The organism is Bacillus vallismortis (assembly GCF_004116955.1).
Classification (GTDB): Bacteria; Bacillota; Bacilli; order Bacillales; family Bacillaceae; genus Bacillus; species Bacillus vallismortis.
Genome location: NZ_CP026362.1, coordinates 4,120,013 through 4,146,646, shown reverse-complemented (window position 1 = coordinate 4,146,646; position 26,634 = coordinate 4,120,013). Strand labels below are relative to the sequence as shown.

Sequence of the window (26,634 nt, the reverse complement as noted above, 5' to 3'; positions counted from 1 at the left end):
TTGCTTAATAAATCTATTGTAAGCCAAACGGCAGACTAAAAAAAGACCTGCCTAATAAAAGGCAAGTCTCGTATTATACTATCTCATTTCTACCCAGCCATTTTTAATGGCGACCACAACGGCTTGCGTCCGGTCGTTTACATTCATTTTCTGCAAGATATTGCTCACATGGTTTTTGACGGTTTTCTCACTGATAAACAATGATTCACCGATACCGCGGTTGCTTTTTCCGTCTGCAAGCATCTGCAGCACTTCACATTCCCGTCTAGTTAAGATATGTAATGGTCTGCGGATTTCAGGGTAGACCTCATGCTGAGGGTGTGCAGAAACTCCGCTTGTTGCAAGACGGCGAAATTCGTTAACGAGGTTGTGAGTAACCTTCGGATGAAGATAAGAACCTCCCTCGGCAACTACTTTAACCGCTTCAATTAATGTATCGGCATCCATCTCTTTCAGCAGATAACCTCTCGCGCCGGTTTTCAGGGCATGTGTTACATAATTTTCGTCATCGTGAATTGATAGAATAATTACTTTAGATTCAGGATACAGCTCTACAAGCTGTTTTGTAGCTTCCACACCATTTACGTTTGGCATATTGATATCCATGATCACAACATCAGGATGATAGTGCTCGACAATACGAGCCGCTTCATCTCCGTCGTCCCCTTCGGCTACCACTTCAAAGGTAGGTTCAAAATCCAATATCCGTTTAACACCTTCACGAAATAACTGATGGTCGTCGATAATAACAATGTTTACTTTAGTCACAAGCCACGCCTCCTTGTATTATTGTTCTATATACGCTAGCATTCGGTCAATAAGCCATTTGGCTCTATTTTACAAATCATAGTCAAAGAGATAACGGAACCTTGATCATAATAAATGTCCCAAGACCTATTTTCGAATCTATTGTCATGGTTCCTTCCAATAAATCTACTCTTTCTTTCATGCCAAGCAAGCCGAATGATTTGTTTTTCTTCTCTTTCGCTTCCTTCAGGTCAAACCCTTTGCCGTTATCTTTTATCATTAAAATCACAAAATCCTTTGTGATCTCAACTTTGACAGTAATTTCTTCAGATTCGGAATGCTTTAGTGCATTAGACACAGCTTCCTGTGCGAGCCTGAATAGCGCCACTTCAAACTGGGGCGCAAGCCGCCTATCCTCTGTTTCACCGATGCACTGAAAATGTATTTTAACATTACCGTTATATTCCTCTGTTGTATATAGATATTTTCTCAAAGTTGGAATCAGGCCCAGATCATCAAGGGCCATCGGTCTTAAATCATATATAATCCTTCTCACTTCGTAAAGGGCATTTCGCACATTTTGACGGAGATTTTTAATTTCTTGGAAACCGTCCTCAGTGCCGCGGTCACGGAAAATCCGCTCTATTAATTCCGATCTCATCATCACATTTGCCAGCATTTGAGCGGGTCCGTCATGAATTTCTCTTGAGACCCTTTTTCGTTCTTCTTCCTGCGCTTCAATAATTCTTAAGCCAAAATCCTGTTTTGCCTGAGCATCAGCAAGAAGCAGTCCGACTTCGCGCAAATCCTGATTCAAGTAGTTAAGGACAACTGTAATTTGGCTTACTAATGATTCCGACCGTTCAATGATTTCCTGAAGGCCTAACAATCTGCGCTCTAAATCATCCCGGCGTTCGCGCAGCTGCTTCTCCCGCTGCTGGATCATCGTCAATTCCACCTGTAGCTTATGGGCTTTTTCGTAAGCAGTGCGAATTTCCTCCTCGCTGAATCGATGAAAATTGCGGCTGACCTCGGATAAACGGTTTCTCGCATGGCGGGTTTGCACTTCTAGTTTATCGCCTAGCTCGATCACTTCATAAACCTGCTGTTTAATCTGTTTCAGTTCTTCAACCAGCTGTTCATACTGCTGGCGTGACTGTTCCCCGATCTGAAAAACCTCGTCCTTGCTCCCGTCAACGGTTTTCAGCATCTTCATCAAAATAGAATCCAAAACTTTGGAATCCATCTTTGTTTTATTCATAATTTCCCTCCGTCACGGCGTTGTTATATATTTTTATTATAAATGTAATTGATCTGCAATTTATGTCGAATTATAATGAAAGAATGCGTATATTCTAGAAAAAAACAATTTTATATACCTTCTATTCTTTATGATACCAAAATACGCACAAAAATTCTAAAGACTGTACGAATTTGTATAGGCAGTCTTTTATGCTTAGCAGGGGGTCAGCAAGCATGCTGCACAGCTATTTTACTGTGAAAGAAGCAGGAGAACACGAGATTGTTATAGAAAAATCGCGTTTTATCTGTCATTTAAGCCGTGTTTCTACTGAACAAGAGGCACAGGAGTTTATACAGAAAATAAAAAAACAGCACTGGAATGCGACTCATAATTGCTCGGCTTACGTCATTGGCGAAAACGACCATATCCAAAAAGCCAATGATGATGGAGAACCAAGCGGCACAGCGGGAGTGCCGATGCTTGAAGTATTAAAAAAACGCGGCCTTAAAGATACTTGCGCCGTTGTTACACGATACTTCGGAGGCATTAAACTTGGGGCCGGCGGATTAATTCGCGCTTATGGGAAATCAGTGTCTGAAGGATTAAATCATATTGGTGTTGTAGAACGTAAGCTCATGCGGGTCATGCATACTTCCGCAGATTACACGTGGCTCGGCAAGATTGAAAATGAACTAAGAGAATCACAATTTCTGCTAAAGGACATCCATTATGCCGAAAATGTTGAATTCGAAGTATATGTGGAAGAAAAAGAAACAAACGCATTTTCTGAGTGGATGACAGAACTGACAAATGGAAAGAGTGATATTAAAGAGGGAGAGTTGACGTACCTTGAAAAAGCCGTCAATCACATAAAGGAGACTGAATAATGGCTGAACGCGTTAGAGTGCGTGTGCGAAAGAAGAAAAAGAGCAAACGCAGGAAAATTTTAAAAAGAATGATGTTATTATTCACCCTTGCCTTATTGGTGGTCGTAGGGCTTGGAGGATATAAACTTTATAAAACCATTAGCGCTGCGGATGATTCATATGATGCTCTTTCCCGCGGAAATAAATCAAATCTTCGCAGCGAAGTTGTTGATATGAAGAAAAAGCCGTTTTCTATTTTATTTATGGGGATAGAGGATTACGCGACCAAAGGACAAAAAGGGAGATCAGACTCTCTTATTGTCGTTACCCTGGATCCCAAAAATAAAACCATGAAAATGCTGAGTATTCCGCGTGATACACGAGTGCAATTAGCCAGTAACACAACCGGAAGCAAAGCAAAGATTAATGCCGCTTACAGCAAAGGCGGAAAAGATGAGACAGTTGAAACTGTTGAAAAATTCTTGCAAATCCCGATCGATAAATATGTCACAGTTGATTTTGACGGATTTAAAGATGTTATTAATGAAGTTGGCGGTATTGATGTAGATGTGCCTTTCGATTTTGATGAAAAAAGTGACGTAGACGAAAGCAAACGGATTTACTTCAAAAAAGGCGAGATGCATTTAAACGGCGAAGAAGCCTTGGCGTATGCCCGTATGAGGAAACAGGATAAACGCGGAGACTTTGGCCGTAATGACAGACAGAAACAAATCTTAAATGCGCTGATTGACCAAATGTCAAGTGCAAGCAACATTGCTAAGATCGATAAAATCGCAGAAAAAGCAAGCGAAAACGTTGAAACCAATATTCGCATTACGGAAGGTTTAGCGCTGCAGCAGATTTACAGCGGCTTTACCAGCAAGAAAATCGACACGTTGAGCATTACAGGATCTGATTTATATTTAGGGCCGAACAACATATATTATTTTGAACCAGACGCAACAAATCTGGAGATTGTCAGAAAAACGCTCCAAGATCATTTACATTATAGTCCAGATACAAACAGCACCGGCACAGATGAAAGCACAACAACTGACGGTACGACGTATTCGAATGACGGCAGCACAAACTCAAACAGTACAACGAATTCAACAACGGATTCATCCTATTAAAAAAATGCCCGATCTTCTTTAGAGATCGGGCATTTTTGCGCAGAAAAAACTCCGGCATCTTCGCCGGAGTTTTTAGTTTCGTTTCACCAGCCGTTTATAAAATTTCGTAAACGGCTTAAATTTTTCATTCACGAGTCCTGTCACTTCTGCTATGATTTGCATAAAAATAATTAAAATGAAGATAATAAACAAAGAGAGCCAAATTGTGGCACTTTTAAGCACAATTGCACTGATGCTGAAAATAAATCCAATGAGATATATCACAATGACCGACATTCGGTGTGAAAGGCCAAAGGCCATCAGTCTATGGTGGATATGGGACTTATCGGGTGCCGAAATCGGCTGTTTGTTTAAAATTCTTCTGATGATAGCAAATGTTGTGTCAAATATCGGCACGCCTAATATAATAATCGGGATAACGATACTGAACAATGTTACACTTTTATACAGCCCTAATAATGAAAGAATCGAAATACAATACCCTAGAAAAAGCGATCCTGTATCACCCATAAAGATTTTTGCCGGATGAAAGTTATGGAACAAAAATCCAAGTGTACTGGCGATAACCACCAATGAGAGTGACAGAATAAGTACTTTTCCTCCAGATAGCGCCATAACGGCGATCGTTGACAGGCCGATAACAGAAAGACCGGCTGCAAGGCCATCCAATCCATCAATCAGGTTAATTGCATTTGTGATGCCGACAATCCATAATACTGTCAGAGGATAAGCCAGCCATCCTAGCTCAAACCGTTCTGCTAAAAAAGGCACTGAGAAAAAGTCCATTTTTAAACCGGTGCTTACAATCATAATGGCTACGCCTAATTGAATCAAAAACTTAACTTTTGCACTTAATTGATATTTATCGTCAAGAATACCTAACACAACAATGATGAATGCTCCGACTGTAATAGCCGTCATTTTTGTTTCTGTGTAAATACCGGCTGCAAGCACACCTGCAACCACTCCGATAAAAATGGCCAGCCCGCCCATCCGGGGCATGATTTTGTCATGTACTTTTCGATTGCTGGGCTGGTCAACTGCACCTATTTTAATCGCAATCCTTTTTACGATTGGGGTTATGATTAAAACTGTCAGCAGCGAGACAATAAACGCAACAACAATGCGAATCATGCGTTCGTCAAGCATAAAGAAGTCTCCTTTGGGATCAAATAAAGTCTTTATTTATATAGAGAACCGTTCCTTCCATTATACCTTCTCCCTAGTTATTATAACAAGCTTCATCAAAAAGAAACACGCATAATCAAAAAACGCGCATCCCAATTTATAGGACTACGCATGTTTTTGAATCCCTGTATATTTCATGATTTTTTTAAATAAGCAATTCCAATCTTGTGCGCGGGCGATGTTTCGGCGCATTTCTATATACGTTTCATCCCCGTGTTGGCCGAGCACCTTTTCACATGCGGCGATAAAATCGAGCGGGTGACCGCCTTCTACATATTCGTATACATACGGCTTTTTCATTTTTGAGGTTGACGGAAGATTAGAGCCGACGACAGGCTTTCCCGCCGCTAAAAATTCAAATAGTTTCAGTGGAAACACAGCTTGATTATACGATGATTTTTTATATGGCATGATGCCGATGTCGATAAGCTCCATATAATGCGGAACTTCTTTTGGATCTGCCGGACCTGTCCATATCACATTGGGAAGCCTCAGCAGCTCTTGAAACGAGACATCGCCATTAGTGGCATCTGGCCCAACCCATAAAAATGTCCAATCAGGTTTTTGAAGCGCTGCTTCTTCAATCATTTTAAAATCGAGCTTAGGCTTAATTCCGCCGATAAAACCTAATACAAATCCTTCTCTTCCTTGCAAGATGCTGCGATCGGAAGCCGCTTGATTTGCAGAAAACAGCTCATATTCCACACCATTTTCGACAGTATGCACCTTTTCTCGACCCGCTGTCAGTTTCTTATCTACTTCTTTGTGGAGATAATCCGATGAACAAGTAATGGAATCGGCTCGATGGATAATTCTCAGCTCTGCCGACTTAATGACTTTTCGCCGGAATTCAGACAGCAAATTTGACCGGCCGCTGATCGGCGCCGCCCATAAATCACTGCAATCATAAATCACTTGATCCCAAGAATACAGCAAAGACAGCAACGGGAAGCCGGGGAACGTGTACCATAAACAGCAGCGTTCACCGTTTGCAGAAGCAGATGCCAGCTCATCAAGTAATGGTGATAATTTATGCCTGTAAAAAACATCTGTATAACGTCCAAAACGAAACATTTTTTTCTGCAGCAAGTCTTTGACAGCGAATTGCCTGATGCCTGAATGAACTTGCTGAAACTCATTCTCTTGGGCGCGCGGAGCCGGACACACCCAAATGACTTCCTTTGTTTCCTCCTGTGCAGCTAAAAACTCCGCCAGCCTATGCCGCCTGTATCTTAATTGGTCTTTTCCCCATTCAGCAGTGGCAACGATGACATGAATGATTGCTTTATTTGTTTCCACCTTCATCACCTTTTCTCTCTGTTTGCGGCTATAATCTTTTTTTCACCGCATTTTTTGCATATTGGACAAAACACCATGTTGCTTTGATGAAATGAAGCCGTTCAATCTCCCTGTAGACAAACCACGTTTTTTTCGCAGCCTTCCATTTGTTGCTGGATATCGAATTATTCACAAGCCGGTATTCAGCCAGGCATTCACTCATCCCATAAGCGGTAAACCCTTTTTTTAAAAGAGACAGCCAAGTGGCCAAGTCCTGCCTCGTTCTGATATTCGGCATTTGGATCTGTCCCGTTTGCTCTCTGTCAATCATGACCGTCAAGCAGCCGATAATCGTATTTTTCAGGGCATCGTCGTACGTCAGGCTTTCCGGGGCATGAATAAACTTATCGAGCGGAGTCCCGTCCTGCGCCATTAAGCTATAGCCTGTGAAAGAAAATGCACAGGAGCGCTCCATCATAAAATCAAGCTGCTTTTCCAGTTTGTCTTTTTTCCATTTGTCATCACTGTCCAAAAAAGCTACAAATCGTCCTTGAGCGCGCTCTAACGCTTTGTTGCGAGCAACCGCAGCTCCGCCGTTCTCTTCCATATACACCACATGAATTCTTTCATCTCTTTCTTCATACTGCTTTAAAATGCCGCGTGTCCCATCCGTTGAGCAATCATCCACGATAATCATTTCCCAGTGAGGGTGGCTCTGATCCAACACTGACTGAATCGTGTCTTCAATATAGTCACGCGCATTATAAGAAGGTGTAATGACAGATACGAGAGGTTTCCAATTGGTCATGATCACATCTCCATCGGTATGATTTTAAAAGGATTCTCTAAAAAATTCAGGAATGACAACGAACATAAAGGCAATCGTGAGGCCGATCATAACGCCAAGAACCGCTTTCTTTTTCGGGGACATTCCGCCGCCCGCTGCCTCACTTACGGTTTCAGAATCAGTGACACTGGCAGCTTTCAGATTAAGCTGCGTGTTTTTCAGTTCATATAAAAATCTCTCTTTATCCACCTTGGAGTCCTCACTGACCGTCTCGCCTTCGAGTGCGTCTATGCTGCTGCGGATAACCGCTTCTCTTTCCGCATACAGTTTTTGATCGTTTTTGAGAAAGGCGGAGGAAATGGCGTTTAAGACGGATTCCGTTTTATCCTTGTCCTTATCGCTATAGCTCAATGTCAGCAAAGATTTGGATTCCATTTTAATGGTGAGTTTTTCCTTGATCTCAGCCAAATCTTCATCCTTTTCGTCAGGAAGAGCCTCCTTCAAAAAAGAGTCACTCTTAAGCAAAAGAGGAATTTCCTCTATGCTGTTGTAAACCGGATGATCATATCTCCCCACAGCTAAAGTATCTTCAGCTGTATAGCGCTTTTGGTCAGCGATCTGGGACGGCAGGATATACCCAGCCGCACCTAATATAATGGGCACTGCTATCATCCAAATGATATTTTTTTTCATGCGACGGGCTATTCTTGTCAATATATCGTTCATATAAGTCTCCCTGCTTTTTGTAGTCTGTTTTATTTGTACACCGGTTCAGGCATCTTTCTAGACCGCCTTAACACATTTACAGCGGCGATGACGAGCGCCAGAAACACCCAATGAAAAAATAAATTTGAAACAGAGCTTGGGCTGATACTGGATGCCAAGAAACTGACCAGAGCGGTAATAAGCCCTTCTGTGATCAGTTTTGACTGCTTTTCTAGTTTTCTTTCATAGAACTTGTAAAGCACCCATATGAGATAGGCATAAACGGCCAGATATCCAAGCATGATAAACAAGCCAAAGTTAGCAAGGATTTCAACGAGCCAGTTGTGCACCTCTGTCACATTGTCAGTATCATATAAAGCATAGTGCTCAAGATAATAGGATACATTCCCTGCTCCGACTCCGAATCCGTATGAATCAAGGAAAAAGTGCCATGCGTTTTTCAGCAGATTGGCACGGCCCACATTTGATGGAAGCCTATCATGAAATGAGTGCAGCGTCTGCGGAGCGAGAAAAAGCTCCCAAAACTTTGAATAAATTCGGCTGGCGAATAGAACTGCAAACATGGCAACCCCTGCCGCTGACACCCATATGGCCACTTTCTTAAGAACGGGCGGCAATACAATGAAAATGTAGACAGCAATGCCAGCAAAAATCCCCAGAAGGCTGGCCCTTGAACCGGTAGCAAAAATTAAATACAGCGCACAGAGCGAGAGCACAAAGCCAATCGCCTTGATGTATCCATTTTTAATATTTTTCACCATTGTGATGTAAAAAAAGAAGCTGATTGATAAAAAGGTCGCAAAGTCGTTTTGGTTAAAAAAGACCGATGTCGGATAATGCTGCTTATATTCCGGCCCGCTGTATAGCGTTGAACTCGGGAGATGATGATGAGTCAAATGATTGTAAAAACCAATGATCATCAGAACCACTGTCATGACAAGCCAAATGGCATAAACCATCATCAGCCGCTCCATTTTTTGCACATACATAACAATGAGGTAAATGAAGAAGATTCCCATAGCCAATAAAGACAAATATTTGATTCCGTCTGTCACCGACTTGGCCCACAGCAGAGAAACAAGGCCGTATATAAACCAAAAGGCGAAAAAGAGCAATATCCCTTTCACTTGCAGTCCGTTCCATCTTTCAATATGTGTTCGATTACGGACCATACCAATCACATGCAGACATCCCGCCGCAATGAGCAAAAGCCTGTAAAGGAACAAACTGAAAAAACCTAGATCAATCGAGTAAAAGGCATTGTTTAAAAAAGTGCAGGCGATCAAAATATAGATGACAGCCATAAAGAGCCGTTCTTTTGTTGTAAATGCGGTTGCAAGCGCTAGGGCAAACAGCCCGATCACCAATACCGCGAGCACGGCAGCCATCTGCATGAAACCTGTATCGGTGCGGATGGCTCCCAGCAATAGGATGATTCCAAATATGGCAGCGGCCAGTAACGCAAGCGTTTGGACCGCTGAACGTTTGATACTCACATGTTTAACCCCTTTCCTGATGTTTCAGGAGCCGGCGGCCGAGCCAAGCAGCCGGCAATTTCAGCCAAGTCACAATTTTTCTTTTTATAAATTGACACTCCCCAAGTCTTTAGCTACTTCCTCAAGCGGCAAGCCCGGAAAATACCTGGCAGAAGGTTCCGTTCCCCGAACAGCGGGACGGCCGATAGAGTGGTAAATGTATCCGGCTGCTTGCATCTCCTCAAGTGAAAATAAATTTCTTCCATCAATGATGATTGGCTGTTTTAAAAGAGTTTTCACTTTTACAAGCTCCATTTCTTTTACTTCCGGCCAATCCGTTAAAACGAGACAAGCATCCGTGTCCTCAATCGCCTCATATACATCTGTGTAATACTCAGCCTGATCGCCAAGGATCGCTGAGGCTTCAGGAATCGCAATCGGATCGTATGCCTTTACATGTGCGCCAAGCTGCTGAAGCATCGGGATAATGTCTAAAGCAGGAGCGGATCTCACATCGTTTGTATTCGGTTTGAAAGCCAATCCAAGAACGGAAATGGTTCTTCCTTTGATGCTTCCCATAACAGTTAGAAGTTTATCTACAATATGGACGCGTTGCTTTTCGTTCGTTTCGATAACAGCTTCTATAAGCTTAAAAGGATAGCCAGCCGTTTTTGCGATTTGAAGCAACGCGGTTGTATCCTTTGGAAAACAGGAGCCGCCAAACCCAATGCCTGCTTTTAGGAACTTCTTGCCGATACGGCTGTCAAGCCCTACGCCGTCAGCAACTTTTGATACGTCTGCGCCGACTCGCTCACAAATATTTGCGATATCGTTGATAAAAGAAATCTTTGTCGCCAGAAAAGCATTCGCTGCGTATTTAATCATTTCTGCACTTTCTAAGTTTGTTTTAATGACAGGAGTGCGGAAAGGCTGGTGCAGCTCCTCAATGATAGCGGCCGCTTTATGGCTTGTTGAACCAATCACGGCACGCTCCATATTCATCGTGTCATGAATCGCTGAGCCCTCACGAAGGAATTCAGGATTAGATACAACGTCGAATGAGTATCTTCCTTTTGAAGCTTTTTGAACGATAGATTGAACCAGTTTTCCTGTTCCAACCGGGACTGTGCTTTTATTTACGATCACTTTATAGCCATTGAGGTGCTCACCGATTGTTTTCGCTGCCGCTTTCACGTACGTTAAATCAGCTTCACCTGTTTTGGACATTGGCGTTCCGACTGCAATATAAATAATGTCAGAGGCCCGAATGGCGGACGGGATATCGTTAGTAAAAGACAGACGCCGATCCAGCACATTTTTTTCGACTAAATCTACAAGCCCTGGCTCATAGATCGGGATTACTCCATTTTTCAGACTTCTGATTTTTGATTCATCGATATCACAGCAAACAACTTTATTCCCGATCTCCGCAAAACAAGTGCCTGATACGAGTCCTACATAACCAGTTCCAATGACAGCTATTTTTTTCACAGCGCTCATCCCTCTCCTGTAAAATAACTTCCTATTTCTATTGGTCGCAGTTTTCTACAATGAAACCAACGTTTTTATGACCGTCTGATACTGATGATGCAAGGCCTTGGCATTTTTTCCAGCATCAAATTGAGCCTGCACGATTTCATACAAATCATCTGCTATTTCCGGTTTCCATATTTGCTCCTGTTCGTACAGATCGATTGCTTCCGCCAAGGCTTGAGCAGATTTCGGTTTAATCAGCAGATGCCGATGCTTTCCGAATAACGATGCCGCTCCGCCAACATCCGTACAGATGACAGGAACCCTTAACGCAAGCGCCTCAATCACGACTGTCGGCATCCCCTCACTGTAAGAAGGAAGCACGAACATGTCTGCCGCAAGCAAATAGTCTCTTACCTTGTAGTTTGGCACTTGGCCTGTGACGATATGCCCTTTCTGGATCAGCATTGATTTTGCAGGACCATCCCCGACAAAAACTGCCTTAGGAGGCTCCTTCAGCGATTCAATGGCGTCTGACAGTTCAAAAATGCCTTTCTCCCTGACGAGCCTGCCGACGTACACGGCCAGACGCTGATCGAGCGGGAGCCCGAGTTTTTTTCTGACTTCTTCTTTTGTCTGCTCATTTTCCTGAAAGCGGCTGAGCTGTATGCCGATCGGCAAAACCGAGCTGTCAACGCCAGTAAGCTTTTTGGTCTCTTCCTGAAGCTTATGGCTGACAGCTAAAACAGCTGACGCGGAGCCTACAGCACGATGGAAGGCTTTAAACGCCCCTTTGCTGTAATGCGGGTAGACATTCACATCGCTGCCGTGCAAGGTCAGGACATACGGAATTCGCTCTGACTCCGACACCATTGCCGCAGCCCCGCCCGATGGCATGGCAAAATGCGCATGAATCAGATCCGGATGTAAGTCGAACTGTTGCATCGTTTTTAGAACGGATGATGCGATTCTCCCGTGAGGCTGCGCCCACTTCAGCTGGCCGGGAACCGCTCGATAGAAAGGCCGGTAAACCGGTATCCCCTTCCTAATCTCATACTCCGGTCTGGCATCCTTTTTTCGATATGCTTTTTTTAGCATGCGGACAGGCACCGAATGAAAAGGCCTTGGGCATACCACCGTGATATCAAGCCCAAGTTTTTGCAGCTCTTGCACCTGTGTTTCGTGAAACACACCCTCACCGGGTTTCAGACTGCTCGGATATACGCTTGTGATCCACAAAATCTTCATGACAAACGTCCTTTTCTTAGTAGTTTGCTTTTCGTTTGAGGGTACGCTTTTACCAAAAGAAAGAGATAGCACAGCGCCCCGGCCGCCACTGAAATCGCCAGCCGCATTTCTGCCTGCAGACTGAAATGTTCCGCGCTTAGGCTTACACCAAATGCGATGATGGCCATTACGGCTGTGATGAAAAACGGCTTCAAAATCGACTGGAAATAAGCCGAAAGATTAAGCTTGATGACATACGACAGCAGCCAGCGACCGATCAGGAAATTGAATACGCTGATGATGGCGTATACCCATGCGACTGTCAGCAGATTTCCCGTCTGAACGGCTGCAAACAATGACAATCCGTACAGCATCAACACTCCGGAATCCCAATAAAACGCTAAATCTGCTCTTCCTTTAGCTAGAAGCACAGATCCATTTGGATTCATGAGCACTCTAAGTATCCCGACAATGGCCAGCACATTGAGAACCGGAACCGCAGCAAGCCATTTTTCTCCAAAAACGGTAGCAACAAAAGCGTCTGACACAGACACGAGCCCGATTAACAACGGAAACGAAATAAGCGCCAGCATCTTTGTCATATTCAAAAAGCCTTCTCTGATTACGCTGTTTTCATATTTGTTTTTTGCGAAAACAGGGAATGCCACCCGTGTCACAATCGGATTGATCTTCAAAACCGGAATCGTGACAATCTGGTAAGCAAGGTTATAAATCCCCAGCGCTTCTGCACCGATAAACCGGCCGATCAAAATCATATCGAGATTCGCTCCCAGCCTGTTCACAAGTCGGGATGAAAGCTGAAAGGCTCCAAAGGAAAAGAACGCCTTCATTCCCCTCAAGTCAAAAACAAAAGCGGGGCGCCAATTTTTCCGGTAGACGGCCCAATATAAAATCCCTTTACTGGACTGCAGCAGCACTTGAGAAATGACATACGCCAAAATCGCGTCCATCATAAACACCGCAATCGCTAAATATCCAAAGGACAATACATTTGAAAAAATCTCAATTTTGCTTAACGTATTAAAGTGCAGCTGCTTTTGCAGCATATACTGATACTGCTGCCCGATTGGCGCGATCAAAAACATAATCGCTAAAATCCGAATCAGAAACACCAGCTCTTCCCTTTGATAAAATCCCGCAATAACGGGACTGCTCACATATAAAAGAACAAACAGCAAAGCGCCGGTCATCATATTAAGCCAATATAAAGTTGACAGCTGGCGCTCCGTCGCGTCATCTCTTTGAATTAACGCCGCGCCAAACCCCATATCAAGCACAATCTGAGCGAACACAGTAACCGTTGTGATCATGCCGACGAGTCCAAATTCCGTTAAGGTCATCATATTTCCTAGCAGGGCAAACTGAACAATTTGTATGGCTGTAATGAACATTGTTGAAATACTTGTCCACTTTGCGCCGCTCATGATTTGTTTTGTAATACTTGGCATCATATTCCCTACTTCTTTTTAAGCTCAGATTGATGGTGAATGCAGGCTTTCTATTTTATCTTGCACCATCACCTGTCCACACTACTTTACAAGTTTTTAACATAATTTTTAATTCTAAAGTGAAAGTCAGATTCCGAATATAATATAAATCAAATATCAGTTTTTCCTTCGGCGTCATATCGTAACCGCCGTTCACCTGAGCCCAGCCGCTCAATCCCGGTTTAACAGCCAAACGCTGTGTAAAACCTGGAATTTCATTCTGGAATTTTTCCGTAAACACAGGACGTTCCGGACGAGGGCCTATCATACTCATATCACCTTTCAGCACATTAAATAACTGAGGAAGCTCGTCAATTCTCGTTCTTCTGATAAAAGCTCCGATCCTTGTCACCCGCGGATCTTGCTTCTGCGCCCAAACAGCCCCAGACTTCTCGGCATCTATTTTCATGGAACGAAGCTTATAAAGCTTAAATCGTTTCCCGCCTTTCCCTACACGTTCCTGCGTATAAATGGCAGGCCCCGGCGTCTCCAAACAAATCAGTATTGAAAATACCGCAATCATTGGCAGCGCAATCGCCAATCCAATGAGCGCAAACCAAATATCCATTACGCGCTTAACCGCCAAGTAACGAGCCGTCTTTTCCGATAATGTAAAAGAATGTATTTGCTGAACTGAGAATTCACGGCTCACATTCATGCTTTTCTCTGCACTCACTGACACACACCTCACGATTTGTTTGGGATGTTATGATGACCTATGCCAGTCAGTTTAGCAGACAGATGTTAATTGGATGTAAATGGTATGTTAAGAAGTGTGAATTTGTTATTTTTTCTGACATTTAATCGTAAACTTTTTATTGTTTTAGACACTTTTTTTTAAAATTAAGCATATTGTATAAAAAAAGAGACAAACCATTTTCCAGATTTGTCTCTTTACTCTGCGAAGCATTTAATATTGAAAGTAAAATTTTGATTTAGAGGTTAACAGCTTGTATTGAACCTCCACTGTTTTACGAAAGACTAACATTGATTTCCGTTCCACGCTCTTCGTATCGAGGATAATGACTTGATTATCCTCTTTTGCACTGATTTTATTTTGAGAAGTATTTATTGCAAATTCAATTAATCGATGTTCTTTCTGGACATGAGCCAGCTGCTCCAGCAAACTCTGCACGTTTACCGTCAATTTCGTACAATCAGGCTCTAAATCAATATGTTTTACAGGCAATGAAATTTCAGCCTGGGCGGTATTGACAATAATTTTCGAATGATTTGGCAAACAGATTTGCTTATCTTTAAAAAGGAATGATAAATCTTTTGATTCTGTTTCGTAAGAAAGTTCAGCTTCTGTATAAGCATGTTTCTTGATATCAACCGAAAGATTATCATAGTTCATTGTGAAGTATGGTCTGGCGCTGTATACAAATAAAGAATTATGTCCTAAATACATTGTTTTGGTTGAATATTTGTACGGCACCCGTTTGTTTCCGATTCTTCCTCTTAGTTTGTAGCCGTCTATAGCTGATTCAATAAAGAAATCCCAAACGCCTAAGTCTTCTTCAGCAGATGCTAATTCATCAAACGTACACTCAAATGTAAACGTTGAGTTTTCAAATGAAACTGGAGAAAAATATTTTTCTGCTTTTGTACTGCGATGAACAAACACTCCTGTAAGCGTTTGGTTATTATTTGTTTCTTCATCTGCCAATGTGTGTCTCATCGTTCCCTCAATGCTGAGGCTGTGATCGTTGAATTCAATATTTTTCAGATGATGTTCAAGCTTGTTTTTATCATTTACCTTTAACAGTTCTTCAGAAATGGAATAACCCTCTAAGCTCGGATAACGCGCAATGATATTCCCGTTATGCACAGTACAGTACTTTTTAATATCCTGTTCCTCTCGTTCGTACTGGGCTAACCCTTGCAAATCGTTATTCCGAATAAACAGCAGCCTTAATTTGATATGCGAAAGCACAAATTGATCCACTTCTTCAGGCACTGTTCGTATAAATGATGCCAGATAGTGAAACCATTCTGCTCTTTCTTCGTCTTTTTTCAATTTAATCGTGACATTTCTGGTCCGTGAAAAATCAAAATGCCTATTTAAAAAAACGGCCATCAGCTTCATTTTTCTGTCTTCTTCAAGGTCGCTGGCTTTGATTGCGTGAATAATATCTTCCATCGCTTCATAAAAATTATCTGGAGAAACATAAGCGCCGCTCATATGATCTCCGTCTCGTTTGACCGCATAGTAATAATCGTAGTCTGCTAAAACAGATATCTTCTTTGCTTTCAAATATGCCTTCATAGTAAAGACCTGATCCTCTGCCGCCTTTATATGAGTAGGAAACGTTAACTGATTCTCTTTTAAAAGTGAATTCCTATACAATTTTGTAGGTCCCAGACTAAAGATAATTCTGGAGTTTACAAGATCCACATCAGCGTTTGTTTCGTTAAACATTGATTTTGGAACGCCTCTGCCGTTAACCCCTTTTAATTTTCCTAAAGTAATATCTGATTGATTCTCTTTTGAGAAATTATACCACCTCAATAATGCTTCATTTCCCAGATAATCATCGGAATCCACAAATAGAATGTATTCACCCTTGGCGATTTTTATCCCATCATTGCGGGGTGCACCTGGACCGCCTGAATTTTCCGTTCTTTCAATAACAACAATATTTTCATACTTCTTTTTATATTGCTTCAAAATGTCTAAAGATGAATCCGCAGATTTATCATCGACACATATAATCTCATAATCGTCTGTTGGCATCGTTTGATTAACTAAGCTGTCAAGACATTCGGAAATAAGATCTTCTGAATTATATACAGGGATAACAATGCTTATCTTCATCGATTACCTCACTACCATAATGGTTCGGTTATATTTTTTGCCTGATCATTATACCAAAAAACATCTGTCAATAAAAATAGGGCTTAGCTTAAATTTTGTTAAACTTTTACATAGCATCTATACTTTAAAATTTTTATCATTTTATCGTATAAAAAACTTGCCGGCAACTCCTGATGGGTTCTGCCGGCAAGCTGTATGAATGTATAAAACTGTGAATCATTTTTCCTAATAATAACCGATAATTCCTTCATATATCGCTTGAGCTGCTTTTTCCTGGTACAAAGCACTTTTCAACTTACTTGCATCGTTCACATTTGAAATAAATGCCAATTCCACTAAACTGCTCGGCATCGTTGATTCCCTGATCACATGGAAATTACCGATTTTCACGCCGCGATTTTGAGTATTGAGCGCTTTGTAGAGCCTGTTTTGGATCTCGGTCGCGAGACGTTTGCTGTTTGCTGACTCATACTTTGTATAATAGAATGTTTCGGTACCGGTTGCAGAAGAGACTGCTGAGTTGGCATGAATACTTACAAACAGATTTGCACGATTGCTTTTTGCTTTAGCAACCCGCTCAGAAAGCTCTAAGAAGAAATCTGTAGATCTAGCCATAACCGGAACAGCCCCGCCTTTAGACAGTTTGCTGTTTACAAGCTTTGCTACGGCAAGGTTCACGTCTTTCTCCTTTAAACCATTACCGACCGCTCCGCTATCGTATCCCCCGTGTCCGGCGTCCACAAATATCTTTTTGCCTACAATGACATTTTTCAGCTGGTTCGTGACATTTCCTGTAACTGAAATGGTTCCTCCCAGTACAGTGAATGTGTTCTTGCTATTTGATCCGATGACTGTTCTTGTGGCAGTCGGCAGTGAACCGGCATCTGTAAACAGCATTGGACGATTTTGCTTAGCCGCCAGCACAGAACCGGCTAAAGCATCGGCATATTTATAGCCATTGCTGACAAATGCAGCCTTTGATGAAGAATAGTACTTCTTCGCTATGTTCGCAGCCACTTCAAAACGGCTGTTTCCGCCAATTCTTGTTGGTGAAGGCAGCTGGCTGTAAACACTATTAGACACACTGATTGCTCCTCCGACCACGATTGTCGAAGTTGTTCCTTTTCCACTCATCGCATTTTTTGTCGGTGTTGGAATTGAGCTTGCCGTTGTTAACAGAATCGGGATACCATTGCGAGCGGCATAAGAGCCGATCGCCAGACTGTCGGCATATGCCGTTCCATTTGCGATGACCGCTCTTGAATTTGAAGACAATTTTTTTGAAATATTTTGGGCAACTTCATAGCGGCTTCTTCCGCCGATCCGTTCCACAGTGGAAACACCCAATTTTTTAATGTCACTTACAACGTTGTTGGAAACACTGATCGTTCCGCCAATGACGATAACCTTGCTCGGTTTGAGCTGGCTGATTCTGTCTTTGGTCGGTGTTGTCAGCTTGGATGATTCCGTCAATAGAATTGGAGCATTGTATTTATAAGCCAGAGGAGCGGCAGTTAATACGTCGGCATATGCTGTTCCGTTCGCCACAATAACTGTGCTCGCACTGCTCCAGCCTTGTTTTGACACATTCACAGCAACCTCATATCTGCTTGCTCCATCCAGCCTTGTGACAGAGTTGGCTGCAAAAGCATTTGGTACAAACAACACGACTCCCAATATCAAGATTGGTAAGCTTTTAAGAAAGATCCGCAAAGATAGTCCCTCCAAAGATTGATAATGATTCATAAATCAAATAACGAACGAAGGAGGCATATCGCCCCCTTGAACTTCTACCAATCTTTTAATAGGTTGATAGAGTCGTTCCCGGATAGTAAAAACTTAAAATTGTTGTATACGATTGTCCTGCAGCCGCTCTGGCATTCGCTCCATATTGGCTCATGCCTATGCCGTGTCCATATCCCTTACCGCTAATGAGAAAGGCATTCGTATTGCTTGAGACAGAAGCGTATGTACTCTTCATATTTGAAGCGCCAAGCATCGTTCTCAGCTGTGTCGCAGGTACAGAAATTGTTGCTGTTTTTTCACTCAGGCTTCCATTTGAAAGAATGTAGCCATTTGATTTTTCTTTCACGAAATAAGAGAATGTCACACTTGCTGTTTCCGGCCGCTGACCGGCAGTTTTTGCCGTACTGAATGTCACACTGGATATTTTCGTGATTTTAATAGACTCGGCATTGCTGTATTTGTTTTTGATAAACCAGCTTTTCAAACCGCTCAAATACGCGGAGTTGATTTCATTTTTAGTGCCCCACCAAGATCCCGGACTTTTAAGATTCAAGCTGCTTTTATCAAGCTGGGTTTTATTTAATGACAGAGACCAGCTTCTCTGCGGGTCATAGGAGTCTTTTTTGGCGATTAAATAAGGAAGCTGGCTGCTCCACACCTCGCCGCTTGCTTCTGTGTACCCGCCGTTACTTGATGAATACGTAGCTGAAATCAAATTGCCGTTGTATTTCAACACTTTTCCTTTTGTGGCTTCTACAACCTCTGACGTTCTCGAATTCCAGTCATATCCGCCATATACCTGAAAAGCGGTGGTGTCTTGTACTTCTTTTCCGGCCGATCTGATGGAATAGGTACGGGCAGCGACAGCTTGAGCTTTAAGTGCTTCTTTTTGCCAGCTAGCCGGCATCTCATGAGGTACAACACCCTTTAAGTAATCTTCGAAAGGAATATTCACATTGATCGGACGAACATATTTGCCTGACTCGATCGTGAATTTCATATTTCCAAGATACGGCTTTCCATTCAGACTGATGGAATTAGTCGTTGCATATTTTTTAGGATTTGCTGTGAAAGAAGTTCCAAGCGTCTTGATAGCAGTGCTGTTTTTATAAAGTACCAGGTTTCCGCCTGATAGCTTAACTGAATATCCAGATCCTGAGAAAGTATCTGCCAGTTTATTTTTTAGCGTATCACTCACGGAGATGTTTCCCCCAAGGAGTGCAAATGACTGAGTTCCTTTTGACGCCACCACATCAGCGACTGGTGACGGGAGGCTGCCGGATTCAACCAACAGTAAAGGGCTGCCTTGCTTCGCTGCAAGTACTGATCCCGTTAAAGCATCCGCAAAGGTTTTACCGTTTGACATGAAGACCTTTGTCGCTTTCATATTTAATTCTTTTACGATATTGGCAGATACTTGATACCGGGAAACCCCGCCAATCCGCTTCACAGCCGCCTGTTTTTTTAATGTGCTTTCCACGCCAGTGCTGACACTCAACGGACCGCCGACAATTGTTACTTTACTTGGAATTTTGTAATCACTGCGGATGTTGTTGTCTCCCGCAAGTAAAATCGGATAACCGTTCATTGCAGCATATGGCGCGATTGACAAGGCATCTGTAAAGACCATGCCTGTAGCCACTACTGCCTGGCTGTAATTCCCCATTCGATCGGCTATGTTTTTGGAAACCTCGTAACGGGTTGCTCCGCCAATCCGATCGATAGAACCATATTTTCTCAATGTATTTTCTACATTTTTAGAAACACTGATTGTCCCGCCAATGATGAGAATGTTGTCAGGATTTAGTTTTGCTATTTCACTTTCTGTTTTGGGTGTTAGCGAACCTGCGTCTGTTAATAAAATCGGCGCGTCGTATTTTTTGGCAAGCGGTGTTGCTGAGAGCGCATCGGCAAAAGCGTCTCGATTCACAATGACCACAGTCGTTGGATTTGTCCAGCCGGCTGACGCTACATGATTGGCAACGTCAAAACGGGTAGCCCCCCCGTATCGCTCTGTATCCGCAATTCTTGAGCCGGGAATTTCATAGCCGCCAGTGATATCGACATTCAAGCTTGATTTGTTGCCTACATAATTACTCAGCTTCACCGAAATAGTCTTATCAGCGGCTTTCGCAGACTGCATAAACGCCGGGCATGCAAAAGCCGCCGCAGTGACTGACGCAAGAAGCAAGAGCTTCACTTTTTTCAAAACATAGAACCCCCTAAGAAGTTTTTATTACTTCGTCTCAAGACTCTTTAGCGTTAAGACGCCATTTGAATCTTTTGTGTATTCGACATCCACTTTTTGTCCTTCTGACATGCTGTTCATTTTGTCCTGAAGGTCTGAACCAACCTGAATCATTGTTTCTTTACCATCAATATCGACTGCAATCGTATGGCTGTCCGCCAAACCGGCAAACGTGCCTTCCTTCGTTACAGTTTCTTCAGCAGCCGCATCCTGGCTATCTGAATTTGTTTCTGAACCTGATGAGTTCTCAGCTGTGCCGCAAGCAGATAATAGAAGCAGCATTGAGAACATTAAAATAGCAAGTTTTTTCATTCCTATATCACCTCTCCTGTTTTTATCGACAATTTTAAGCTTATTTTAAGATATCTTTCGAAACAACGAAAAGTTTTTGCGGATTTTCTTAAAATACCGAAACATTTGTTACAAGCAGCCGTCTATTGTAAAGAACTAGACAAATTTTAGTTGTTTTCAAATATTAAGAAACTTATAATCATACTAGATGACAAAAAAGCGAGGACTTTATATGAGAGCTGAAAAAAGAAAGAAAAAAAGAAAGGCATTACTTGTCATTTTAGCCATTGTGGCTGTTTTGGTGCTCGGAACAGGCGGCTATGCCTACTACTTATGGCATAAAGCTGCTTCAACTGTGGCAAGTATTCATGAGAGTATTGATAAATCTAAAAAAAGGGATAAAGAGGTCAACATCAATAAAAAAGATCCGTTTTCCGTCTTAATTATGGGTGTAGATGAACGCGACGGAGATGTAGGCCGTGCCGATACGCTCATTTATATGACTGTTAACCCAAAAACGAATACAACTGACATGGTCAGCATTCCGCGTGACACATATACCAAAATAATCGGAAAAGGCACAATGGATAAAATCAACCATTCATACGCATACGGCGGTACGCAGATGACAGTGGATACGGTTGAAAACTTCCTCGATGTTCCAGTAGATTATTTCGTGAAAGTGAATATGGAAAGCTTTAGAGACGTTGTTGATACACTTGGAGGCATTACAGTTAACAGCACATTCGCGTTCAGCTATGACGGTTATTCATTCGGAAAAGGCGAAATCACGCTAAACGGCAAAGAGGCGCTCGCCTATAGCCGGATGAGAAAAGAAGATCCAAGAGGCGATTTTGGCCGTCAGGACCGCCAACGCCAAGTCATTCAAGGAATCATTAATAAAGGCGCGAATATCTCTTCCATTACGAAATTTGGAGATATGTTCAAAGTGGTTGAAGATAATGTGAAAACGAACTTGACCTTTGATGACATGTGGGATATCCAGTCCGACTACAAGGGCGCGCGCAAAAATATTGAGCAGCACGAACTGAAAGGCGACGGCACAAAAATCAACGGCATCTACTACTACCAAGCTGATGAAACCGCCCTTTCCAATATCACAAAAGAGCTGAAGGAAAATCTGGATAGCTAAAACAAAAAGAAGCTTTGCACAGTGTGCAAAGCTTCTTTTTTATTTGCCTGCAAATGAATCCGGCTGCTCTTTCCGGTATCCGTAATAAAATAGCAATTCCTCCACAATCCGGCGGGAAGCCTCTCCATCTCCGTATGGATTAGAAGCGTAGGACATTTTCTTGTATTCGTCAGCATCAGTTAACAGCTGTTTTGCCAGCTTATAAATGGTTTCCTCATCCGTTCCCGCTAGTTTCAGCGTACCTGCTTCTACTCCTTCTGGCCGTTCCGTCGTATCGCGCAGCACAAGCACTGGTTTCCCCAGAGATGGCGCTTCCTCCTGCACGCCGCCCGAATCTGTCAAAATAAAATTCGATTTTGCCGCAAAGTTATGGAAATCAATGACTTCCAAAGGTTCAATCAGGTGCACCCTGTCAGAATCTCCAAAATGCTTCTGGGCGGCTTCCCGGACAACAGGATTCAGATGCACAGGGTAAACGACCTGTACATCGTTACATTCCTCAACAATTCTGCGGATGGCCTTGAACATGTTTTCCATTGGCTCACCCAAATTTTCCCGGCGGTGCGCGGTCAGCAGAATCATCTTATCCTCGCCCACCTGATCGAGAACAGGATGCGAATAGCCGTCCCTCACCGTTGTACGAAGTGCGTCAATCGCTGTATTTCCTGTCACAAAAATAGAATCAGCCTTTTTATTTTCTTTTAATAAATTTTCTTTTGCCTGGCCTGTCGGCGCAAAATGCAAATCAGCAATCGCTCCTGTCATCTGGCGGTTGAGCTCTTCCGGAAACGGTGAATACTTATTGCCCGTACGGAGCCCGGCCTCCACATGGCCGACAGCGATTTGATGATAAAAGGCGGCAAGGCTTCCGGCAAAGGTCGTCGTCGTATCACCATGGACAAGCACAATATCAGGCTTGATGTCTTTGAACAGTTCATCCAATTTCACAAGCGCGTTGGACGTAATCTCTGCCAGCGTCTGCCGCTCCTTCATGATATTCAAATCGAAATCAGGCTTGATGTGAAACGCATCTAACACCTGATCGAGCATCTGTCTATGCTGGGCAGTGACCGTCACATAGGAATCTATTTCAGGATATTTTTTCAATTCAAGCACAAGCGGTGCCATCTTGATCGCCTCAGGCCTGGTCCCGAAGACGGTCATGACTTTTAGTTTTTTCATATTTGTCACCTGGTTTCTTTGTTTAACGGGCTGTCAGATAAAATGTTGATTCGTCTGACTGTATATATAGGTCTACTTTCTTCTTTATTTTAAAGCACCATAGCTTTTTTTCAATATTTTTACTGCAAAAGTATACGCTGACATCCTTTTTTGGAACCAATGCCGTCTTATATGAATTGATAGATAAGGCGATATTGGTGTTTTGCAAATGAGCAGGGGCAAATTTTTGTTCCACAAGATTCCGGTCAATCTGGATCACTGTCTCTTTAGCGGAACTGATTTGTTTATTGATTGGGATTAAAAACTCTTGGTTTTTAAATTCCAGCAGCAATAAAGAACGCTTCGGGAAAAACAATTGGCTTCCAGGAAATACAAACATTAAATCCTCATCAGACTCACTCGTTCTGATTTCGACTTTCAAATCTTCCTGTTCTCTGATATCGACTGACAGATTATCATATGGTTTTGTAAAATAAGGCCTTGCGCTAAAAGCATATTTTCCGTTATTCCCAATATATTTAGCATGCTTTGGATAGGGATACTTTTCTCTGCTGTTGCCAATTCGGGCGCGCTTTGTGTATCCGTCAATCTCTGATTCAATAAAGAAGTCCCAAACACCAATATCTCCTTCATGAACAGCCAAATCAGTAAACTTCGTGAGAAACTCAAATTCTCCGCCATTGGCATACACCGGGGAAATGACTTTTTCAGTTTTTCTCTCACGGTGCACCCAGATGCCAGATAACATTTGCAGCTCTTGATGCTCTGGTTGTAATGCCGAGTGTGTAACCGTTCCTTTTAATAAAAAGGTGTTATTCTTCATTTGAAAATCGCTCACGTAATGACTGAGTTTGTTTCTGTCATCAACGATTCGTTCGTTCTCTGTTAAATGATACGGCATAAGGCTTGGATAGTTTGCTATGATATGACCATTTTGAACAGACGTAAATTGCGTCATATTTTCTTTATCAGCTTCAAACTGCTTCAAGCCATTTAAGTCATTATGACGTACAAAGTATAATTTTAACCGTGTATGAGAATGAACAAGCTTATCAATTTCCCGCGGGATAGTTTGGTCAACAAAATCGTGCAGCTCTTTCATCCATGTTTGCTGCTCCTGCTCATCCTCGATTGTGACGGTAAAGTCCGTTGTTCTAGAAAAGTCAAAATGGCGATTTAAAAACTTTGCCAAAAACTTCTTTTTCCTTGTAGGCGATAGACGGCTCTCACTGATCATATCTATAATAACCTTCATTGCGCCATAATAGCTTTGAGGCGCCACATATGCAAATGTCATATGCACGCCGTCATGCTGTACAGCGTAGTAATAATCATAATCGGCCAAGACAGAAATTTTGTTCGCTTCTAAATAAGCTTTCATGACAAACACCTGATCCTCAGTCGCTTGTATGTTAGAGGGAAAATAGATGTCATGATTTCTAAGCAATGAAACTTTAAAAAGCTTTGTCGGGCCAATGGAGTAGACAAGCGGTGATGTAACAAGATCCGCCTCAGCTTTTGTTTCCTTAAAAATAGCTTGCGGGACTGATCTGCCGTTCACACCGACCATTTTTCCTAGCACAATGTCAGAATCATGCTGTTTGGCAAATTGATACATTCTCTCAAATGATTCAATACCAAGATAATCATCGGAATCAATGAAAAAGATGTATTCTCCGTTGGCTGCGCGTATCGCTTGGTTTCTTGGTTCGCCCGGCCCTCCCGAGTTTTCCTTTCGTTCTATAACCGTTATATGAGAATACTGTTCACTGTATTTTTTCAAAATTGAAACCGTGCCATCCTGAGAACAATCATCTACACAAATAATTTCGTACTCATTATTCGGCATCGTTTGTTGAACCAGACTATCCAGGCAGCGGGAGATAAACTGTTCTGAGTTGTATGTGGGTACTGCTGCAGTAATTTTCAACATGACACCTCTATCCTTATCCGCTTCTATTTCTTCACAAAAGCTCATATAATGAACAAACATGGTATAAAATGCACTATTTCGTCATTTCAAATACTTTTTCCCATCTTTCAAACAACCGGTCTTCACTATATTCTGTATCCATTAAGTTCTTTGCGTTTTTTCCATATTGAATGGCTTTATCAGGGTTGTCGTACATATAAATGATGCTTTCAGCAAGCATTTCAATATGATCAGGTTCTACAAGCATGCCCGTTTCGTGTTCTTTTATGAGCTCTCTTGGACTGTATTTCACATCAAAACTGATCACCGGGGTTGCGCAAGAAAACGATTCACAAATGGCAAGACTGAAACCCTCAAATTTTGATGTCAATAAAGTGGCAAGCGCCTGCTGATAAAATGGGGCAGGATTTGCGATATAACCTTTTAAATGCACATTATCCAGCTTAAGATCATTGATCAATTGCTGATATTCCTCGTGGCCCGGACCGCTGCCATAAATATGAAGGACAATTTCAGGACGCGATTTTTTTACAATTCCCATTGCTTTTATCACCTTATCGATCCCTTTTTCCTCATGATATCTGGCCACCATGACAAATTCGTTTTTCTTCTTTTCATACGTTTTTAGCTTCTCCAGCCTTCTTGGAGCATGGGGAATAACAAAAATATTATGGTCCGACTCAAAATCCTTCATAATATCTTCTTTTTGTTCATTCGTTAAGACGATCAGACCGTCATAATCTTTAATATGCTCCATCACATATTGATGATTTTTCCGAACTTTGCTGCCTAGTGTGTGTGGATAATCTAAATGATTTGAATGAACACAGTAATATCGTTTTGCCAATCCTTGACGCATTTCATTTACTTTTGAAGCACTTCCGACACCATCACAGATGATAATCGGGTCTTTTTCTTTTTCACATAGCTTCTCAAGCCAATGTGTATGAAACTTGTGCCTGCTTTTGAAAAAGACAGCTTCTTTTTTTTCTCGCTCAAACACCATAACTCCTTGGCTGGCTCCCGTATGAAAATGATGCCATTCCGTTAAATAACAAAAACCGTCTGGTGCTGTGTAGTGAATTTGATTGATTTTTCCGCTTCTTGTATCAAATAACACCGTTTTATTTACATAAGCGCCATGAAAGAATTCACGCTTTGTTATTTGCATATTTTCATTGAAATGATCTACATATAAAAGGTTATTCGATTCATCCCACTTTTTCTTTTTGATATATAAACCATTCTTGAAGTATTCCGTCTCTAACTTTTCCTCATTGTGATAAACAGCATAGGGTTCTTCAAAGCGAATACGATTTTGTTCATAATAGCTTTGTTGTTCATCCCCGACTTTTATATGTTTATGCTGATTTTTATAGTCGTCATAAATATTAAGGATATTAACATCAGCATGGAGTCTTCCAGCGTTCTTCAGCACTTTCTCAATTTGATCGTAATTCTCTTTATAATCAAGCGTGACCAAATCGATTTTATGGCCGCGCTCCGCAAATGTAAAAGATCTTGACATCATAGAACTTGTAATGCCGCCTTTTTCAATGTCTATTTCATATATTAGTGAAAAGATCCTTCTCATTTTTAAGCTCCTTCTTCT

Annotated in this window: 21 protein-coding genes; 3 read left to right on the top strand and 18 right to left on the bottom strand. The window is 42.1% G+C overall.

Annotated elements, in window-relative coordinates; translation table 11 throughout:
• Positions 1–78: 78 nt before the first annotated feature.
• Positions 79–768: a two-component system response regulator DegU gene (gene degU / locus BV11031_RS21860; RefSeq protein ID WP_003219701.1), complete on the bottom strand. Its 690-nt coding sequence runs from the start codon at positions 766–768 to the stop codon at positions 79–81.
• An 82-nt stretch (positions 769–850) separates the two neighbouring features.
• Complete coding sequence (gene degS, locus BV11031_RS21855) at positions 851–2,008, bottom strand: two-component sensor histidine kinase DegS (RefSeq protein ID WP_010328781.1); 1,158 nt, start codon at positions 2,006–2,008, stop codon at positions 851–853.
• 215 nt (positions 2,009–2,223) lie between these two features.
• On the opposite strand from degS, the gene BV11031_RS21850 reads away from it, so the two are divergent.
• Positions 2,224–2,877, top strand: coding sequence for a YigZ family protein (locus BV11031_RS21850; RefSeq protein ID WP_129551018.1), 654 nt, complete (start codon positions 2,224–2,226; stop codon positions 2,875–2,877).
• Positions 2,877–3,989 (top strand): LCP family protein, encoded by a 1,113-nt coding sequence (locus tag BV11031_RS21845; protein WP_010328782.1) that lies wholly within the window; start codon positions 2,877–2,879, stop codon positions 3,987–3,989. Before BV11031_RS21850 ends, BV11031_RS21845 begins: the two co-directional genes overlap by 1 nt.
• Positions 3,990–4,061: 72 nt before the next feature.
• Here the strand turns inward: BV11031_RS21845 and BV11031_RS21840 are convergent, their stop codons facing one another.
• The 13 genes from BV11031_RS21840 to BV11031_RS21780 all read right to left on the bottom strand — a co-directional run bounded on the left by BV11031_RS21840 (position 4,062) and on the right by BV11031_RS21780 (position 20,775).
• On the bottom strand, positions 4,062–5,138 hold the full coding sequence (locus BV11031_RS21840) for an MraY family glycosyltransferase (RefSeq protein ID WP_010328783.1): 1,077 nt from the start codon (positions 5,136–5,138) through the stop codon (positions 4,062–4,064).
• 144 nt (positions 5,139–5,282) lie between these two features.
• Positions 5,283–6,476, bottom strand: a complete 1,194-nt coding sequence (gene tuaH / locus BV11031_RS21835) for a teichuronic acid biosynthesis protein TuaH (RefSeq protein WP_129551017.1) — start codon at positions 6,474–6,476, stop codon at positions 5,283–5,285.
• A gap of 28 nt (positions 6,477–6,504) precedes the next feature.
• A complete protein-coding gene (gene tuaG / locus BV11031_RS21830; protein ID WP_129551016.1) occupies positions 6,505–7,263 on the bottom strand; it encodes a teichuronic acid biosynthesis protein TuaG in 759 nt (252 codons plus the stop codon).
• Positions 7,264–7,287: 24 nt separating this feature from the next.
• Entirely contained in the window at positions 7,288–7,968 is a 681-nt protein-coding gene (tuaF, locus tag BV11031_RS21825) for a teichuronic acid biosynthesis protein TuaF (protein ID WP_010328786.1), read from the bottom strand.
• Between the two features lie 29 nt (positions 7,969–7,997).
• A complete protein-coding gene (gene tuaE / locus BV11031_RS21820; protein WP_010328787.1) occupies positions 7,998–9,464 on the bottom strand; it encodes a teichuronic acid biosynthesis protein TuaE in 1,467 nt (488 codons plus the stop codon).
• 84 nt (positions 9,465–9,548) lie between these two features.
• Complete coding sequence (tuaD, locus tag BV11031_RS21815; protein WP_026014458.1) at positions 9,549–10,934, bottom strand: UDP-glucose 6-dehydrogenase TuaD; 1,386 nt, start codon at positions 10,932–10,934, stop codon at positions 9,549–9,551.
• A 54-nt stretch (positions 10,935–10,988) separates the two neighbouring features.
• Positions 10,989–12,164 carry a teichuronic acid biosynthesis protein TuaC gene (gene tuaC / locus BV11031_RS21810; protein WP_010328789.1) on the bottom strand — a complete coding sequence of 392 codons (1,176 nt, stop codon included), beginning with the start codon at positions 12,162–12,164 and terminating at the stop codon, positions 10,989–10,991.
• Positions 12,161–13,612, bottom strand: coding sequence for a teichuronic acid biosynthesis protein TuaB (tuaB, locus tag BV11031_RS21805; RefSeq protein ID WP_121643782.1), 1,452 nt, complete (start codon positions 13,610–13,612; stop codon positions 12,161–12,163). The genes tuaC and tuaB overlap by 4 nt, the downstream gene beginning before the upstream one ends.
• A 55-nt stretch (positions 13,613–13,667) precedes the next feature.
• Positions 13,668–14,327 (bottom strand): exopolysaccharide biosynthesis polyprenyl glycosylphosphotransferase, encoded by a 660-nt coding sequence (locus tag BV11031_RS21800; protein ID WP_010328791.1) that lies wholly within the window; start codon positions 14,325–14,327, stop codon positions 13,668–13,670.
• 234 nt (positions 14,328–14,561) lie between these two features.
• Positions 14,562–16,469, bottom strand: a complete 1,908-nt coding sequence (locus BV11031_RS21795) for a glycosyltransferase family 2 protein (protein WP_010328792.1) — start codon at positions 16,467–16,469, stop codon at positions 14,562–14,564.
• Positions 16,470–16,694: 225 nt separating this feature from the next.
• The gene (locus BV11031_RS21790) at positions 16,695–18,182 is read right to left on the bottom strand and encodes an N-acetylmuramoyl-L-alanine amidase (RefSeq protein ID WP_010328793.1); all 1,488 of its coding nucleotides are present in this window, start codon (positions 18,180–18,182) and stop codon (positions 16,695–16,697) included.
• An 88-nt stretch (positions 18,183–18,270) separates the two neighbouring features.
• Positions 18,271–20,424 carry a SpoIID/LytB domain-containing protein gene (locus BV11031_RS21785; protein ID WP_010328794.1) on the bottom strand — a complete coding sequence of 718 codons (2,154 nt, stop codon included), beginning with the start codon at positions 20,422–20,424 and terminating at the stop codon, positions 18,271–18,273.
• A gap of 27 nt (positions 20,425–20,451) precedes the next feature.
• Complete coding sequence (locus BV11031_RS21780) at positions 20,452–20,775, bottom strand: hypothetical protein (RefSeq protein WP_010328795.1); 324 nt, start codon at positions 20,773–20,775, stop codon at positions 20,452–20,454.
• A gap of 211 nt (positions 20,776–20,986) precedes the next feature.
• Between BV11031_RS21780 and tagU the strand changes: the two genes are divergently transcribed.
• Positions 20,987–21,907, top strand: coding sequence for a polyisoprenyl-teichoic acid--peptidoglycan teichoic acid transferase TagU (gene tagU / locus BV11031_RS21775; RefSeq protein ID WP_010328796.1), 921 nt, complete (start codon positions 20,987–20,989; stop codon positions 21,905–21,907).
• 39 nt (positions 21,908–21,946) lie between these two features.
• On the opposite strand, the gene wecB is transcribed toward tagU, so the two are convergent.
• From wecB to BV11031_RS21760, 3 genes are all read right to left on the bottom strand, one after another.
• Positions 21,947–23,089, bottom strand: a complete 1,143-nt coding sequence (gene wecB, locus BV11031_RS21770; RefSeq protein WP_010328797.1) for a non-hydrolyzing UDP-N-acetylglucosamine 2-epimerase — start codon at positions 23,087–23,089, stop codon at positions 21,947–21,949.
• A 22-nt stretch (positions 23,090–23,111) separates the two neighbouring features.
• Positions 23,112–25,022, bottom strand: a complete 1,911-nt coding sequence (locus BV11031_RS21765) for a glycosyltransferase (protein WP_026014459.1) — start codon at positions 25,020–25,022, stop codon at positions 23,112–23,114.
• A 73-nt stretch (positions 25,023–25,095) separates the two neighbouring features.
• Positions 25,096–26,616: a glycosyltransferase gene (locus tag BV11031_RS21760; RefSeq protein ID WP_121643397.1), complete on the bottom strand. Its 1,521-nt coding sequence runs from the start codon at positions 26,614–26,616 to the stop codon at positions 25,096–25,098.
• Between the last annotated feature and the right edge of the window lie 18 nt (positions 26,617–26,634).

Coding starts and splice junctions, on each gene's coding strand:
- tuaC (WP_010328789.1), bottom strand. CDS start 12,164: ATGAAGATTTTGTGGATCACAAGCGTATATCCGAGCAGTCTGAAACCC.
- BV11031_RS21765 (WP_026014459.1), bottom strand. CDS start 25,022: ATGTTGAAAATTACTGCAGCAGTACCCACATACAACTCAGAACAGTTT.
- BV11031_RS21780 (WP_010328795.1), bottom strand. CDS start 20,775: ATGAAAAAACTTGCTATTTTAATGTTCTCAATGCTGCTTCTATTATCT.
- degS (WP_010328781.1), bottom strand. CDS start 2,008: ATGAATAAAACAAAGATGGATTCCAAAGTTTTGGATTCTATTTTGATG.
- wecB (WP_010328797.1), bottom strand. CDS start 23,089: ATGAAAAAACTAAAAGTCATGACCGTCTTCGGGACCAGGCCTGAGGCG.
- BV11031_RS21850 (WP_129551018.1), top strand. CDS start 2,224: ATGCTGCACAGCTATTTTACTGTGAAAGAAGCAGGAGAACACGAGATT.
- BV11031_RS21845 (WP_010328782.1), top strand. CDS start 2,877: ATGGCTGAACGCGTTAGAGTGCGTGTGCGAAAGAAGAAAAAGAGCAAA.
- tuaB (WP_121643782.1), bottom strand. CDS start 13,612: ATGCCAAGTATTACAAAACAAATCATGAGCGGCGCAAAGTGGACAAGT.
- tagU (WP_010328796.1), top strand. CDS start 20,987: ATGAGAGCTGAAAAAAGAAAGAAAAAAAGAAAGGCATTACTTGTCATT.
- BV11031_RS21795 (WP_010328792.1), bottom strand. CDS start 16,469: ATGAAGATAAGCATTGTTATCCCTGTATATAATTCAGAAGATCTTATT.
- BV11031_RS21760 (WP_121643397.1), bottom strand. CDS start 26,616: ATGAGAAGGATCTTTTCACTAATATATGAAATAGACATTGAAAAAGGC.
- tuaF (WP_010328786.1), bottom strand. CDS start 7,968: ATGAACGATATATTGACAAGAATAGCCCGTCGCATGAAAAAAAATATC.
- tuaG (WP_129551016.1), bottom strand. CDS start 7,263: ATGACCAATTGGAAACCTCTCGTATCTGTCATTACACCTTCTTATAAT.
- BV11031_RS21840 (WP_010328783.1), bottom strand. CDS start 5,138: ATGCTTGACGAACGCATGATTCGCATTGTTGTTGCGTTTATTGTCTCG.